Below are 14,721 nucleotides of genomic sequence, written 5' to 3' on the forward strand. Positions count from 1 at the left end.
AATACATCGAGTATTCCAGCGGGTGCGTGGCCGCCCGGAACTTGGTGACCTCGCCCATCTTCAGGGCGATGTAACCGTCGATGAAGTCGTCGGTGAACACACCACCGGCTTTCAGGAAGTCGCGGTCGCCGTCCAGTGCATCCAAAGCCTGATCCAGGCTGTGGCACACGGTCGGGATGTTCTTTTCTTCTTCCGGCGGCAGATCGTACAGATCCTTGTCACTCGGCTCGCCCGGATCGATCTGGTTCTTGATGCCGTCCAGACCGGCCATCATCAGCGCGGCGAAGATCAGGTAACCGGAGTTCATCGGATCAGGGAAGCGGATTTCAATGCGGCGGGCTTTCGGGTTGGCGACGTACGGAATGCGGCAGGACGCGGAACGGTTGCGGGCCGAATAGGCCAGCATCACCGGCGCTTCATAACCCGGCACCAGACGCTTGTAGCTGTTGGTGGTGGAGTTGGCGAAGGCGTTGATGGCGCGCGCGTGCTTGAAGATGCCGCCGATGTACCACAGCGCCAGCTGGCTCAGGCCGCCGTAGCCGTCGCCGGAGAACAGATTGACGCCGCCCTTGGACAGCGACTGGTGCACGTGCATGCCCGAGCCGTTGTCGCCGACCAGCGGCTTCGGCATGAAGGTGGCGGTCTTGCCGTTGCGGTGCGCGACGTTCTTGATGATGTATTTCATCATCAGCAGTTCGTCGGCCTTGGCCACCAGCGAATTGAACTTGGTGCCGATTTCGCACTGGCCGGCGTTGGCCACTTCGTGATGGTGCACTTCCACTTCCTGGCCGGCGGCCATCAGTTCCTTGCACATCTCGGCGCGGATGTCGTGCAGCGAATCGGTCGGCGCGACCGGGAAGTAGCCGCCCTTCAGGCCCGGACGATAACCGGTGTTGCCGCCTTCGTATTTCTTCTTGCTGTTCCAGTGCGCTTCCTCGGATTCGACTTCGAAGAAGGTGTTGCCCATTTCATTGGCCCAACGTACGGAATCGAAGATGAAGAATTCCGGCTCCGGACCGAAGAAAGCCTGATCGGCGATGCCGCTGGCTTTCAGATAGGCTTCGGCGCGTTTGGCGACACCGCGCGGATCGCGCGAGTAGGCCTGCATGGTGGCTGGATCGAGAATGTCGCAGACCAGGATCAGGGTCGGATCGGCGGTGAACGGATCGAGCACGGCGGTGGTAGCGTCGGGCAGCAGAATCATGTCGGATTCGTTGATGCCTTTCCAGCCGGAGATGGAGGAACCATCGAACATCTTGCCGTCTTCGAACAGCGATGGCTCGATGATAGAGGCCGGGAAGGTGACGTGATGCTGCACGCCGCGCATATCGGCAAAACGCAGATCGACGAACTCGATGGCATGGTCTTTGACCAGTTTCAGAACATTTTCGCAGGACATGACTTCAGCTCAAAAAGGGAAGGTACCTAGAGTCATGCAAGAATCGTGCCAACTTTTTGATATCGTCTAAATTATTGATATTAATCAATAAAATACTAATCCATGAACATTTAAAAAGCACCATAATGGTGCAGTGTAGTTTAAATCCTCATTTTGGTGCTACAGAGGAGCTTTGGTGTTGTCACGGGCGCGGACCACACCTACCAAGAGAACCGCCACGACGGCCATAAAGAGCACCAGCAGGCGACTGCCGAATGAAAGTTTGCGATTTGGAAGCATGTCAGCCTACGTGTACGATTCAGGGCGGTGAAAATGCTGCGCCGGAAAAAGCACGTCATGGTGGCTATCCTTAGCCTCGGCCCGAAGACCGCCATGACGTGAGTGCAGTGTAGGTCCAGACACCGGCACCTGACTATGGGAATTTTTCTTAATCTCTCCGCGCATAGGGCCCGCGCATGACAGCGCTCGCGCGCCTGCCCGTATAATGATCGAAACAACTCTGCGACCGACTATGCACGACCTGATCAACGCGCTCATTCTGGGCATCATCGAAGGCATCACTGAATTCCTGCCGATTTCCAGTACTGGCCATCTGTTGATCGCGCAGCATTGGCTGGGTCCGAAGTCGGATCTTTTCAATATTGCCATCCAAGCCGGGGCAATCCTGGCAATCACACTGGTGTACCGAACACGCTTAATGGCCATGACCACTGGGTTTCGACATGCCCAGCAACGTGATTACCTTTTTAAAATAATGGTGGCTTTTACGGTCACTGCACTCGTCGGTTTGCCGGTGCGTTGGCTGGGATGGGAATTGCCGGAAACCGTCAGCCCAGTAGCTTGGGCGCTGATTCTCGGCGGCATCGCCATGCTGGCGGTAGAGCGCGTATCGGAACGCGGTCCCGACTTGGCGACGGTGACCTGGAAGATCGCCATAGCGGTAGGGTTGGCGCAGGTGGTGGCCGGCATTTTCCCCGGCACATCCCGTTCGGCAGCCGCCATTTTTGTCGCCATGCTCTTGGGTCTGAATCGCAAACCGGCAGCCGCGGAATTTGCATTCTTGGTGGGCATTCCTACCATGTTTGCCGCCAGCGCCTATGCATTGCTTGAGACCATTCTCAACGGTTCCGCAACCGCGGAGAATTGGCCGGCCCTGGCTGTCGCCTTTATCTCTGCGAGCGTAACCGGCTTTGCCACCGTGCGATGGTTGCTGGCATTCATTTCCAGTCATCGCTTTACAGGCTTTGCGATTTACCGCATTGTCTTGGGTATCGGCCTGTTGGCGTTACTGCCTGCCAATACCTAATCCTGCGGATAACCCAAGGCCACCGCGGCCGGTGTAAGCAGATCGAAGGCTGCACCGAAACTATCGCGGTAATGGCGCCAGTGCCCAGCCGGAAATTGCCGCGGCAAACCACCCAAGGCCAAGGGCGCGTGCTCCAGTACCGCGGACTCCGGCATCGTATCCAAGGCCAACACGCGCTGCAGGGCAGCCGCCACCGTTGACACATCGGCATCCAGCATAAGTACATGCACGACCTGCGGACCCTGTGTTTTGGTGTCGAGCACGGCCTGATAGGCCGCCGCCAACCATTGCGCGGACGGCATGATTTTAGGGTGGAACACGTAGGATTGTTCGCATCCGAATACCAGCCAATTCAGCAGCGCATCACGCGGATCGATGACGAGCGCGATGAGCTCGGTACCGGCCAGGGCCGCGGCAGTGCCGGCATCCCAATGCGGCAACCAATCCACCACCGCCTCTGGCGACAGGCCATTGGCTTGGATGCCCACTTTCCAGGACAGTGCGGATCCGGCTGTCGCCGTTGCTGCGGTTGCGAAGCCGAAGCCGTCTTCGCGCGCCGGGCTGGGTTGGTGGCGATCGAGTAGCAGACGCTCGCCAAGCACCGGTTGCAGGGCCATGAAAATGCGATCAAGGCGCACGCCCGGAGGCGCCCAGAGCAAACGGCCGCGCGTATCGGCATCGGCTTCGCCTCGGCTTGCTTCAAAAACCGGCGGGCCACGGTCGCGGTCGGGTATCGACGCCATCTCCGAAAAGGCGATGCCGGCCGCCGCGTAATTGCCTAGACGATCGTTCGCCAAGCCGGTCCAGGCCGACACCATGCGCTGCGCTGCAGCGGCACCGGCATGCTCCTTCAATACCGCTAACCGCAGTAAAGCCGCTTGTGGCACTTCGCGCACTTCCTGACGCAGCTTGACGAACTGCGCCATGGTCAATGTATCGTTCATTGCCAATGCACGATCGGCGGCCTGCACGGCCTCGCTCAAATCACCGCAGCGTTCAAGGTGGACCGCCAAGGATTCATGCGCCAAGGCGCTATCGGGGGCTTGAGCGAGCCACTCGGCAATGATAAGGGCCGGATCAGCGCCGAATGCCGATTCCAGATTGAGCTTCAGTTGCCACAAGGCATCGCGTTCCGGCTGGGCGGCGATGGCGCTGGCAATAATGGCGCGCGGAGCTTCCAGATCACCGCTGCGGGCGTAAAGCATGCACAGGTGGGTCATCGCTTCCAGATCCGTCGGCGCTGCCGCGAGCAAGGCCTCGGCATCGGCGATGGCCGCAATCAGTTCGCCGCGGTCGGCGCGCAATTGGGAACGCAGTGCGCGCGCTCCGAAATCCTCCGGACGCAGCGCAAGCAGCTCATCCACGACCGCCTCGGCCTCGGTGAATTGATCCTGCAAAAGATGGCACTGTGCCAAGGCCCGCAGCAGTGCCGGACTTGCCGGAGCAAGCGTTTTGGCCCGCTGCAGGGCTTGTTGTGCAAACGCCGGCAGGCGTTTCTGCAAATAGGCGAAGCCCAAGCTGGTCATCGCCAGCACGCTGTCCGGGTTGCGCTCACCGGCCTGGGTGAATTTGGCCAGTGCGCCGTCGGCATCCCCCTGGGCCTGCAGCAACGAACCGTGCGCAATCAGTACATCGGCATCTTCGGAATCGACACGCTCGGCCAAACGCAGCAACCGGCCGGCTTCGGCAAAATTCTTCTGGCCCAGTGCGATGTGAATCAGGCCGACATACGCCGGCAGATAATTGGGGTTGAGCGCGAGCGCGTCCATCAGCCCGGATTGCGCCTGGGCCGGATCGCCACTGCCGAGCAACATCACCGAACGGGTCATCGGGAAATCACCGCGTTCCGGTGCCAGGGCAATGGCGGCATCGATGGCGAGCAAGGCTTCGTCCTTGCGGCCGAGACTCTGCAGCGCGAGCGCTTTCCAATAGTGATTTTCGGCCGACTCCGGCTGTTCGACGAGCTGTGCTTCGGCCAGACTCAGCGCTTCGGCGGCTTGGCCGCTGCGCAGGGCGGCAAGGATGTGATCGGACATAGAAACCCTAGAATCGCTTGCAAACCGTTATTGTACCCCGTCCAGCACCGCAATCAGGCCGGTTTTCAGCCAATGTTCGGCAAATCCGTGCTGTTGCCAATCACGGATGAAGCCGCAGTGGCCGCCGTGATCGCTGATTTCCAGGCTAACCGCATCCGAGAGTTGCAGACCGCGCAGGCTGGCAATCGGAATCACCGGATCGTCGGCCGCGGCCAGAATGCGGGTGGGTACCCGCAAACTGACCAAGCGCGCGCCGGCCACCGAATAGCCGCCGAAATAGGCTTCTTCATCATCCCAGTCGGTGTGCTGGCCGACCAGCCACTGGGTCAGTCCACGCATATCGCGGTGCAGGATGTCATCACCGAAGGTATGCGCATGCGGAAACAAAGCACGCTTGCGGCGTAGTGAAGCGCGCCACTTGCGCATGAAATACCAATGGTAGAACGGCGGTCCGGTTTCCAATTCGCGCAGTACCGCCGAGGGATCCACCGGCGGACAGACCGCGAACGCGGCATCGATCGGCAGACTTTCGGCTTCAGCCGCCAGCGCTAGCCGCAGCGCGAAATTGCCGCCCAGCGAATAGCCGGCCACGGCAAAACGGCCCGGACAGTAATGCCGGTGCACAGCCTTGGCGGCATCGATCACTTCCTGCAAACGACAGGAGTGGAACAGACCTACGTTGAGATCATGGGTTTTACCATGGTCGCGGAAATTGAGCGCGAACACGGATACTCCGGCCGCCAGAAGTTCGGCGGCACTGTGCTGGATGTAACTGGATTCGGCACTACCTTCCCAGCCATGCAGCAGCAGGGCCAGCGCACCATCGGCGCGCGGGGTGGGTGCGGCAATGTACAGACCGGCCAGACGGATGCCTTCGGGCAGATCCAGGACATGCGCCTGCGTGGCCACACCGAGCGCAGCCAGACGCACCTTGCCGGCATGCCGGCGCCAGGGGCTGGAGCTGAGCACCGACTGCACGTGCGGATTTTTCAGCAGGCCATCGACCCGGTATTCCGATGCCGGTGAACGCATCAGCCCGCCATCACATCAACGATGCGCTGCCGGCACAGATCGGCCATCTTACGGCGGCCGTCTTCATGGGCGGCGACCGGTTCAAGGAAGTGCACTTCGCAGGGCCGTTCCGGCTCACCGAGCACGCGCCAGAGATTGCTGAAGAAATTCTCCTTGGGTGCGAATGCCATCACCACCTGAGCATCGCCTTTATCACCATACTTGATGGCGACCGGCTGTGCAGGAGTGCCAGCGATGACGGCCGGCTGGAAGATACGGGCATGGAACACGCCGATGGTGTGTCCGGAATGGGTGCGGCCTTCGGGAAATACGGCGACCGCGAAGCCGGTCTGCAGGCGTTCGAGCATCTGATGCATGACGCCTTGCAGGGAGCGGTTGTCACCGCGGTGGTGATAGATGGTTCCGGCACGGCTGACCACGGTGCCGAGCAGTGGCCAGCTTTCGATTTCGGCCTTGGCCACGAACGCCATCCAGCGCTGGCTGTGCAGCACGCAGATATCAATCCAGCTGATATGGTTGGCCACGAACAGTGCCGCACCAGGCAAGGGCGTACCGAAACGACGCATGCGCAGGCCGAAGATACGCACCAGAATGCGCGACCAGAATCCGGGCGCCCACTGATCGATGCGCTCGCCGTAGATGCTGAAGCGGCCGAACATTGGGCTAAGCAGCACCAACATGATCGGCAAGCCGATCAGGGCATGCACCAGCAGCAAGGGAACACGGCAGAGGTAACGGAACAATCGGGGCATGGCGGGGATTCGATGACGTTCCTGCATTTTAGCGCGAAGCACCGGCCAAAATGGGAAAAGTTGGAGCTTGCCCGCTATCCCCGAAGCTGAGCCGGTAGTAGAGATTTCGGTATCGGTTTCACCTAAAGCAGCCCAATAATCATTTATTCCCTGATTACAGGATCGGCTCCAGGCCAGCGCCGAAGACGGTGATGATGCGGGTGTAGATGCCCTTCAGGCTCATATTCACTTCCGGAAAGTCGCCGACCGCTTCACTGCACTCGACAAATTTCGGGCTGGTGTAGTCGAGCAGACCGCAGTCGGTACGGACCTGGTAGCTGGTGGCATAGGGCCAGGGCCAGATATCGAACACCGGCATCTGCTCGGACAGCTTGCCCATGGTGTAGTTGAAATCGGCCAGGGCCGGCAGAGTCTCGCGCGGGGCCACGGCCCAGGCGTTTTCCGGCAACATATCGTTGCGGATGCTGCCGGACAGCAAGGCGGCGAACTCCGGATCCTCGATCAGAAGCATGCTTTCGGTGTTGTAGTCGTCGGAGCGCGGATCGAAATTATGACTGCCGATGACCGCGATGCGGTCATCGATGACCATCGACTTAGCATGCAGGCCGACGCGCTGGCCTTCCTTGTTCAGCGGCACCGGCGAGGGCGTGCCGGAGCCGGTGTAACCGAACAGGCTCGGGCCGTCGCCGGCTTCGGTTTCTTCCTTATCGATCCAGCCCGGCTCGCGGCCGACACGCATATAGGCCGAGACCGGAAACGGTTTGAATTCGTGGATGCGAAAGCCGAGCTCGCGCAGGTACAGACGCTTGTATTTGTGCGACAGCGCGTATACCGGGAAGGCATCGGTGGCAGCCAGCGAATTGGTCGATACCCAGACCTGCACCGGTTGCTCGCGCCGCTTCAGCTGACGGAAGGTCTGCCGGGCCATGCGTGACATGACCAGATACGGAGTCTGCAGCAGCACGCTGGTCTGTGCCTGCGAAATGACCTGATACACCGCGTTGGAAGCGCGCGCGCGGCTGCTAGCTTCATCGGCATGCTTTTCCGGAAGGTCGGCGTAGAACACGGCATCGCCCACGGCGCGCCGGTAAGGTTCCAATGTCGTCATCAGGCGCGGCCCGTCCTGCGCCATGGCGGCCATGGCATTCATGCGCGCCGAATAGGCGCGCTGCGGCAATTGCAGACGCTGCGGATCGGCCTGCGCATCCAGAAGTACCCGTGCGACATCCTCGAGCTTCGGTGCGGGCACACTGCGCTCGCTGTCCCAGAACGCGTTGAAGTTGTCGCGCATGCCGAGCACCGCCGGACCGGCCACCCACAGATCACGGTCGCGGTAGTTGTAGCTGGCGCCCCAATCGAAATAACGGTCCTGGATATTGCGGCCGCCGACCACCGCCATGCGGTCGTCGACCAACAACAGCTTGGTGTGCATGCGTTGGTTCAGGCTCTGAAAACGGAACACGATGCTGGCGAAAAATTCGGCCTTATCGGTTTTGGCCTGATTGAACATCGGGCTGTACAGGCGCAACTCGAAATTGCGATGCAGCGCCGAGAGCTTGGCCTGCAGCTCGGGTCGATTCAGGCCGTACAACTGATCGAGTAATAGACGCACTTTCACCCCGCGTCGGGCCGCACGCACCATGGCGTCCAGCATCAGCGTGCCGGATTCATCGAGGTCGTAGATGAATACCTGCAGCTCGATGCTGTGGCGTGCGCTCTCGATCATGTGCAGACGGGTCAACAGCGCGTCGCTGCCCTGATCAAGCAGGATGACCTGATGTTTGCCGCCGCCTGCGGCGGTGGTCTCGGCCAGATCACGCAGCGGCGAATCCAGACCGCAGCCGACCGGCGCGGTGCAAGCCGTTGTGTTCTCCTGCAGACTGCCGGCAAACAGGCCGGCTTCGCGGTGCTTGCTTTCGGGCAGACTGGCGCAGGCGCTGAGCGCCAGTAACAGCAATACCGCAAATCCCCTAGTCATCGGCAAATTTTAGCTGAAATTCGACCACCACCTCATCACGCAGGCTCCAGCGGTAGGCGTGGATGCCGAAATCCTGCCGGTTGAGCGTGCCGCTGGCCGACATTGGGCAGGCGACGCCCGGTTGCCGGCACTGCGTGGGCAACACACGGAAGGTCACTGGTTTGCTGTGTTCGCGCAGAGTCAGCGTGCCGGCGATATCGCCGCCGGACACCAGCACCTGCCTGGAGAATGGCAGCGATTGAAACCGAATCTCGGGATATGCAGCACTGTCGAGGAAGTCGGCGGAGTGCGTCACTTTCTGGATCCATGCCGGCCCGTCCATCACCAATTCACGGGCATCGAGTTGCACGCGCACGCTCAGTTTCTGTTCAGGCAACGGTCGGATTTCACCCTGGATGCGTTTGAAGCGGCCCTCGGCCGGAATCGCCATGCGCAGGTGTACACGGAACTGCGCCTGTGAGGTTAGCGGATCGATTCGCCAAAACAGCGGGGCGTCAGTGGCTGCGACGGGCAGCGCCAACAGAAACCACAGGCTGGCCGCAGCACGGCGCACTTACGGCCACCAGAAGTGTTCCAGACTGGCGATGCCGGGCTCGAACTCGGCTTCGGCCGGAATGTGCAGCACCACCAGACCGGCGGCCGGCAGGCCGCGGAAATCACCGGATTGGCCAGAGGTGAGCAGTGCCACCAGATGTTCCATGCCCGGGTTGTGGCCGATCAGCATCAGGCTGGTGCATTCGCGATGATCATCGGCGATCTGCATCAGGGTGCCGGGCGTGGCGTCGTAGATGCGTGCGTCCTGGCGTTGCTCGACGAAGCCAGTGGTGCGCAGCACCTGCTCCAGGGTTTCACGGGTACGCCGTGCCGGCGAACACAGAATACGGTCGGGGTGTAGGCTATGCGCTTTCAGCCAGGCGCCAGCCGCTTCGGCTTCAGCCAGACCTTGACGTGAGAGGGCGCGGTCGATGTCATCCTGGCCAAGACCGGCCGGTTCCGCATGGGCATGCCGCAGTAGGATCAGTTCACGCATCCGATTGCCTTCCTGGTTCAAGAGAAGTGTACTTAGCAGGCAGGGCGCAATCTGCAATCAGGCGGGTGGATAGCGTGCCTTTACCGGCACCACCTGTGGAACTTGCCACAACCATCACGTGCATACGCTCCTCCTGTGCATGATCCTACTCTACAACGACTTGCAGGGGTACGGCTAGTTGATGGACAGGAAAACATCTTGATCAGACAACCTGCTCCGTTTATGTTTAAAATAGCTTATGGCTGAGAAACGCATCAAATAAATTGTTTGGTTTGAACTGTTAGTCAAAACCTTAAGGAAAAATACCATGGCTGAAACAGGCCCAATCTTGGCATGGACTTTGGTTTCAGAATGCGCCATTCCCAGTGATATCGACCAAATTCTTGTCAACGGCGAGAAAGCCATTGCTGCCTATAAAACATTTCGAGATAGTGCGATTTTCACGAATAAGCGATTAATTGTCCGTGATGCGCAGGGGCTGACGGGCAAAAAGGTGGAAATATATTCTTTGCCTTACACCAATATTTATATGTGGTCTTCTGAGAACGGGCATGGCATATTCAATTTCAATTCCGAAATCGAGTTGTGGACAAAGGCAGGCCATATCAAAATTAACCTGAATAAAGGTCTCGATATTAGGCGGCTTGATAAGCTTATTTCAGAAGCGATTCTAGGTAGCTAAAGCCACCCAAAAATTTGGGTTGCCTGAGCTTATCTCTGGCAAGCACTGCATATTTCAATCTTTAATCCTCAATCTCTTCGAGTCTTTCGACCGAAGCTGTAACCCCCAAGGAACCATGTCTGTGTCTAACATTTCAATTAAGTTAGAGCGCCCTCGCGTAGAAGAATTGCTGGCAAGATACAAATCACAAATCGGCAAAGACTTCCCCGGCTATCGCAACCATGTCTATCGCACCATTACTTATGCAATGTATTTTCTAGGCAATGCTGAAGAGCATGAGAGCCTTGTCGAGACTGCGTTTGTCTATCATGACATCGGTCTCTGGACAGATTACGAATTGGCTTATCTGGAACCATCCGAGGCCGTAGCAATAGCCGACAACCAAAAGTTTAAACTGGGGTTAGATTCCGACTTGCTTCGTGGCGCTATTCATTGGCACCACAAAATATTTCCTTACACCGGTCCACACAGAGAAATCATCGAAGCCTGCCGCAAGGCCGACTGGATTGATGCCTCGAAAGGAATGCTCCGCAAAGGGATGAGCAGAGCTGCGATTAGAGACGTCGAAGCTGCATTCCCAAACCTAGGTTTCCACAACACATTGATGCGTCTTGCAAAAGATTATGGGGGCTCAACACTTGCAGGCGGCATCAAGGTAACCCTTGGCATCGTAAAGTGGTGACTGCAGTCATGATTACGGGCTATCAGCTTATCCAAGCTGAAAGCGCAGCTTAGTTCAAACCTTACGTACTCCACAGTTATGTGGGCAATATGTTTTTAAGCTGCCATATGGATTTCGTTTGAATTTCGTGTTCATGTCGTTTACACCGACCTGCATTCGGCAAAACTGCAATCTGGTCCTTACGTAACAATGGGCTTGCGCATCTCAACCTGGACTCTATACGAGCCTCAAGCATGAAGTCAGGCAGAGCCCGAACGAAGCGGACTGCCCCGCACTCAGGCCAGTCCGTCGCGGCAGGCTGTTACCGGAAAGGATAGTCAGCGCTCAGGGTTGTTTGAGCGCCCATTCCGTCAACAGGCGAACCCCATAACCGGTGGCGCCCGTCACATGCACGCCTTTATCGGAACTGGACAGGGCGTTGCCGGCAATATCCAGATGTGCCCACGGCGTGTCACCGGTGAATTGCTGCAGGAACCATGCCGCACTGGAAGCCCCCGTGGTTTTACCGTTGTTATTCAGATCGGCAATATCGCTTTTCATTTCATCGGCAAACTTGCTGTTCAATGGCAGCTGCCACAGTTCTTCATCCACCTGACGGCCGGCCGATATGAGTTGCTGCGTCAGCGCCTCATGCTCCGAGAAGATCCCGGCATAATAGTTGCCCAGAGCGCCCACCTTGGAACCCGTCAACGTGGCGATATCCACGATGGCTCTGGGCTTGTATTTATCACGGGCATACCAAAGACCATCCGCAAGCACCAGCCGGCCCTCGGCATCGGTATTGCCGACCTGAATGGTCAGACCTGACGCCGATTTGATGACATCGCCGGGTAACATGGCCCGATCCGAGATTTTATTTTCCGCCAGCGCCATCACAGCGACCACGTTTACCGGTGCATTCTGCAATGCCAGGGCCTTGACGGTGCCGAGCACTGCCGCTGCACCGGCCATGTCGCTGTTCATCCGAAAAATTGAAGCCGCATCCGTTTTCAGGTTATAGCCGCCGGTATCGAATGTAATGCCTTTCCCGACAATCGCCAATGGTGCCTGTTTGCTGTTTTGCCAATGTGCGATCACCATTCGTGGCGGCCTATTGCTTCCTTTGCCGACGGCGAGTATGGCGCCCATGCCCAGTCTGGCCATGGCGGCCTCATCCAACACTTCGACCTTGACGCCCAGCTTTTTGAGTTCCAAGGCGGCCGCGGCAAAACTTTCCGGGTAAACGGCATCGGCCGGCTCATTGGTCAGGTCGCGCGCCAGAAATACGCCTGCATTCACGGCGGCCAATGGTTCGAAACGGGTGGCCGCAACGCGCTGGTCCGGCACCACAAGGGCCAGTTTCAGGTCTTTCGGCTTCGATTTCCGGGTGTGGTATTTATCAAACGTATAGGCGCGCAACTCCATGCCTTGCGCCAATGCCGGTGCATGCTGATCCAGTACCGTGGCATCAATGCTCGCTTGATCGAGCGAGCTCTTACCCTGCAGGTAAGCCGTCAAATCGCCGCCAAGCGTATTGGTTTTGGCGGCCGTCAATTGCGCGGTATCGCCGGTGCCCAGCAGCAGGAGCCGGGAAACGCCCGTGGCCGGCGCCAGTAATTCCAGCTTCTTCCCGTATTGGGCACTGAATTGTTCCGCGTTGATGGCCTGTTGCACGCGGGCATCCTGCAGCATCGGATGCTGTTGTTGCTTGAGACTGTCGGGACTGACCAGCAACACCTGCGTGTCTGCGCTCTGGGCTTGCTGGCTGAAGCTGATGCTTGTGGCCGCCTGGGCTGAAAAAGCCGCTGATAAGGCCAGCGAAAGCAAGGAGCGTGTCAACAATTGAGCTTTGGTCATGGAAATTTCCTCAAGGTAAAGTCAAAACATGCGGAATGATTCTTTCGTGTCGTTCAGCCGATGGCGATGCGTGACCACGGCAAGCGGACGCCCAGTGCGGGCCTTTGGATGCACATCACAATCGGGTTTAACATTTGGCACGTTGAATTATATTATAACATTATGACGGATGCGCCTATGGGCAGAACAGGTTCAGCGATTCCACCCGGAACCCGGTTTAAACTGAATTTACCCGCGACTGGCTGCCGCTTAATTAAATCGTTAGGAGCCGATGGCAAAGCAGTTGAGTCGTAGGTTTCTATATTTTTTCGCAGATTAGGAGAAGTTATGCTCGGAGTGAGATATCTGGAGATTCCGGTTAGCCATATTGAACGCGCGACCCGGTTCTACGAATTTATCTTCGATATTGAGCTCGAGCGCGAGGTGGTCGACGGGTACACAATGGCCCATTTCCCAACGATTGGCGATGGCAAAGGTGCGGACGTAGCGCTTTCTCAGGGAGACGTCTACGTCCCCTCGAAATCAGGCGTCATCGTCTACTTCCATGTGCCTGATATCGATGCGGTTATTTCTCGTACTGCAGAACGAGGTGCAGCAACGTTGTACGCGAAGAAAGAGGTTTCGCCTGGAACCTGGGTTGCGGAATTTGAAGACTCGGAAGGAAATCGAGTGGCATTGATTCAGAGCAGCGATTGATTGGTCCGCTCACTTCAGACGTTAGAACTTACCGTTTTCACACACGCAAAAGGAGAATATTCATGGCTTGGCTTTATCTGCTTCTGGCAGGACTTTTTGAAATCGGCTGGCCTGTTGGCCTGAAAATGGCGCAGGAAGCCGAAACACGAGTCCTCGGCATTACGCTTGCCGTGGGCTTCATGGCAGTCAGCGGGTTTCTGCTGTGGCTGGCGCAAAAAGAGATCCCGATTGGCACCTCCTATGCCATCTGGACCGGCATCGGCGCAGCGGGTACGTTTGTCGTCGGCGTTCTTTACTATGGCGATCCCAGTAGCCTTGGACGCTACCTGGGCGTCGCACTCATCATTGCCGGCGTCGCAACCCTGAAGCTTGCGCACTAAGCACCTCAATCATGATTCAAACCAAGGTCGATGATGCTTAATACCGAATGGCATAGCTTCCTTGCCGCACTGCCCGCCGCCAGCCCCTTGCCCTTTGCCCTGCACAGCCGGCCCTGCTGCCGACTGGATCTGAGCGCGGGCAACCCGGCGCTGCAGGGTTTCGATCCGGGTGTGACCGCCGACTTCAGCGCCTTCATTGAACAACAGATATCTGACGCGGGCGCCGACTATGCGGCCGGGGGTTATGGTGAGAACCGCACGCTGTATGCCATGAGCCCGGTGTTCTCGGCGCAGGGCGATGGCAGCGAGCCGCGCACCCTGCACCTGGGTGTCGACCTCTGGCTGGCGGCCGGTAACGGCGTGCATGCCGTACTGCCCGGCCGCGTGCATTCCTGCCAGGACAACCCCGATTTCGGCGATTACGGCCCGACCCTGATTCTGGAACATACCTTGGATGACCGCCGGTTTTACACACTGTACGGACACTTGGCGCGTGAAAGCATGGCCGCCTCACCGGTGGGCCGCTTTGTTGAGGCCGGCGAACTGCTGGGCTGGCTGGGCACGTCCGAGGTAAACGTCGGCTGGCCGCCGCATCTGCACTTCCAGATCATCACCGATCTGCTGGACTACGTCGGCGACTACCCCGGCGTGTGCGCGCCCTCGGAAGCGGCGCAATGGTTAGCACGTTGCCCTGACCCGAATCTGCTGCTGCGCTTTCCGGCTTTGGATCGCTACACGTAAGGCGCTCCGGATTGGGTACACTGGTACAATCGCAATGCATGCCGCATGACGAGTTTGTCTTTAAACGGAGATGACCATGGAAAGCCCAAAGAGAGCCTCGGATACACCCTACGCCGTCGAACTGGAAGCCGGCAAGGATTATTATTGGTGTTCCTGCGGTTTAAGTAACAA

Annotated in this window: 14 protein-coding genes; 6 read left to right on the top strand and 8 right to left on the bottom strand. The window is 58.2% G+C overall.

All coding sequences use genetic code 11. The features are described 5' to 3' along the window. A partial coding sequence (gene glnA, locus ACIQ0Q_RS07000; RefSeq protein WP_395772228.1) for a type I glutamate--ammonia ligase occupies positions 1 to 1,399 on the bottom strand: 1,399 nt, incomplete at its 3' end. A gap of 511 nt (positions 1,400 to 1,910) precedes the next feature. On the opposite strand from glnA, the gene ACIQ0Q_RS07005 reads away from it, so the two are divergent. Continuing rightward, entirely contained in the window at positions 1,911 to 2,705 is a 795-nt protein-coding gene (locus ACIQ0Q_RS07005) for an undecaprenyl-diphosphate phosphatase (protein WP_395772229.1), read from the top strand. Here the strand turns inward: ACIQ0Q_RS07005 and ACIQ0Q_RS07010 are convergent. From ACIQ0Q_RS07010 to ACIQ0Q_RS07035, 6 genes are all read right to left on the bottom strand, one after another. Then, on the bottom strand, positions 2,702 to 4,741 hold the full coding sequence (locus ACIQ0Q_RS07010) for a tetratricopeptide repeat protein (protein ID WP_395772230.1): 2,040 nt from the start codon (positions 4,739 to 4,741) through the stop codon (positions 2,702 to 2,704). The genes ACIQ0Q_RS07005 and ACIQ0Q_RS07010 overlap by 4 nt on opposite strands. A gap of 27 nt (positions 4,742 to 4,768) precedes the next feature. Continuing rightward, the gene (locus tag ACIQ0Q_RS07015; RefSeq protein WP_395772231.1) at positions 4,769 to 5,773 is read right to left on the bottom strand and encodes a YheT family hydrolase; all 1,005 of its coding nucleotides are present in this window, start codon (positions 5,771 to 5,773) and stop codon (positions 4,769 to 4,771) included. Then, the gene (locus ACIQ0Q_RS07020; RefSeq protein WP_395772232.1) at positions 5,773 to 6,525 is read right to left on the bottom strand and encodes a lysophospholipid acyltransferase family protein; all 753 of its coding nucleotides are present in this window, start codon (positions 6,523 to 6,525) and stop codon (positions 5,773 to 5,775) included. The genes ACIQ0Q_RS07015 and ACIQ0Q_RS07020 overlap by 1 nt, the downstream gene beginning before the upstream one ends. Positions 6,526 to 6,679: 154 nt before the next feature. Then, on the bottom strand, positions 6,680 to 8,503 hold the full coding sequence (locus tag ACIQ0Q_RS07025; protein WP_395772233.1) for a phospholipase D-like domain-containing protein: 1,824 nt from the start codon (positions 8,501 to 8,503) through the stop codon (positions 6,680 to 6,682). Further along, complete coding sequence (locus ACIQ0Q_RS07030; RefSeq protein WP_395772234.1) at positions 8,496 to 9,056, bottom strand: YceI family protein; 561 nt, start codon at positions 9,054 to 9,056, stop codon at positions 8,496 to 8,498. Before ACIQ0Q_RS07030 ends, ACIQ0Q_RS07025 begins: the two co-directional genes overlap by 8 nt. After that, on the bottom strand, positions 9,057 to 9,533 hold the full coding sequence (locus ACIQ0Q_RS07035; RefSeq protein WP_395772235.1) for a SixA phosphatase family protein: 477 nt from the start codon (positions 9,531 to 9,533) through the stop codon (positions 9,057 to 9,059). It lies immediately after the preceding gene. Positions 9,534 to 9,840: 307 nt separating this feature from the next. Between ACIQ0Q_RS07035 and ACIQ0Q_RS07040 the strand changes: the two genes are divergently transcribed. Further along, on the top strand, positions 9,841 to 10,215 hold the full coding sequence (locus tag ACIQ0Q_RS07040) for a PH domain-containing protein (protein WP_395772236.1): 375 nt from the start codon (positions 9,841 to 9,843) through the stop codon (positions 10,213 to 10,215). Between the two features lie 121 nt (positions 10,216 to 10,336). Beyond that, a complete protein-coding gene (locus tag ACIQ0Q_RS07045) occupies positions 10,337 to 10,897 on the top strand; it encodes a hypothetical protein (RefSeq protein WP_395772237.1) in 561 nt (186 codons plus the stop codon). Between the two features lie 324 nt (positions 10,898 to 11,221). Here the strand turns inward: ACIQ0Q_RS07045 and ACIQ0Q_RS07050 are convergent, their stop codons facing one another. Next, positions 11,222 to 12,733 carry a leucyl aminopeptidase gene (locus ACIQ0Q_RS07050; protein ID WP_395772238.1) on the bottom strand — a complete coding sequence of 504 codons (1,512 nt, stop codon included), beginning with the start codon at positions 12,731 to 12,733 and terminating at the stop codon, positions 11,222 to 11,224. A 327-nt stretch (positions 12,734 to 13,060) separates the two neighbouring features. On the opposite strand from ACIQ0Q_RS07050, the gene ACIQ0Q_RS07055 reads away from it, so the two are divergent. The 3 genes from ACIQ0Q_RS07055 to ACIQ0Q_RS07065 all read left to right on the top strand — a co-directional run bounded on the left by ACIQ0Q_RS07055 (position 13,061) and on the right by ACIQ0Q_RS07065 (position 14,550). Continuing rightward, a complete protein-coding gene (locus tag ACIQ0Q_RS07055) occupies positions 13,061 to 13,429 on the top strand; it encodes a VOC family protein (protein ID WP_395772239.1) in 369 nt (122 codons plus the stop codon). 62 nt (positions 13,430 to 13,491) lie between these two features. Next, positions 13,492 to 13,809, top strand: a complete 318-nt coding sequence (locus tag ACIQ0Q_RS07060) for a DMT family transporter (protein WP_395772240.1) — start codon at positions 13,492 to 13,494, stop codon at positions 13,807 to 13,809. Positions 13,810 to 13,839: 30 nt separating this feature from the next. After that, the gene (locus ACIQ0Q_RS07065) at positions 13,840 to 14,550 is read left to right on the top strand and encodes a peptidoglycan DD-metalloendopeptidase family protein (RefSeq protein ID WP_395772241.1); all 711 of its coding nucleotides are present in this window, start codon (positions 13,840 to 13,842) and stop codon (positions 14,548 to 14,550) included. The last annotated feature ends 171 nt before the right edge of the window (positions 14,551 to 14,721 follow it).

Source organism: Arenimonas sp. (assembly GCF_044348765.1).
Taxonomy (GTDB): domain Bacteria; phylum Pseudomonadota; class Gammaproteobacteria; order Xanthomonadales; family Xanthomonadaceae; genus Arenimonas.

Coding starts and splice junctions, on each gene's coding strand:
- ACIQ0Q_RS07005 (WP_395772229.1), top strand. CDS start 1,911: ATGCACGACCTGATCAACGCGCTCATTCTGGGCATCATCGAAGGCATC.
- ACIQ0Q_RS07010 (WP_395772230.1), bottom strand. CDS start 4,741: ATGTCCGATCACATCCTTGCCGCCCTGCGCAGCGGCCAAGCCGCCGAA.
- ACIQ0Q_RS07050 (WP_395772238.1), bottom strand. CDS start 12,733: ATGACCAAAGCTCAATTGTTGACACGCTCCTTGCTTTCGCTGGCCTTA.
- ACIQ0Q_RS07035 (WP_395772235.1), bottom strand. CDS start 9,533: ATGCGTGAACTGATCCTACTGCGGCATGCCCATGCGGAACCGGCCGGT.
- ACIQ0Q_RS07055 (WP_395772239.1), top strand. CDS start 13,061: ATGCTCGGAGTGAGATATCTGGAGATTCCGGTTAGCCATATTGAACGC.
- ACIQ0Q_RS07015 (WP_395772231.1), bottom strand. CDS start 5,773: ATGCGTTCACCGGCATCGGAATACCGGGTCGATGGCCTGCTGAAAAAT.
- ACIQ0Q_RS07060 (WP_395772240.1), top strand. CDS start 13,492: ATGGCTTGGCTTTATCTGCTTCTGGCAGGACTTTTTGAAATCGGCTGG.
- ACIQ0Q_RS07020 (WP_395772232.1), bottom strand. CDS start 6,525: ATGCCCCGATTGTTCCGTTACCTCTGCCGTGTTCCCTTGCTGCTGGTG.
- ACIQ0Q_RS07040 (WP_395772236.1), top strand. CDS start 9,841: ATGGCTGAAACAGGCCCAATCTTGGCATGGACTTTGGTTTCAGAATGC.
- ACIQ0Q_RS07025 (WP_395772233.1), bottom strand. CDS start 8,503: ATGACTAGGGGATTTGCGGTATTGCTGTTACTGGCGCTCAGCGCCTGC.
- ACIQ0Q_RS07065 (WP_395772241.1), top strand. CDS start 13,840: ATGATGCTTAATACCGAATGGCATAGCTTCCTTGCCGCACTGCCCGCC.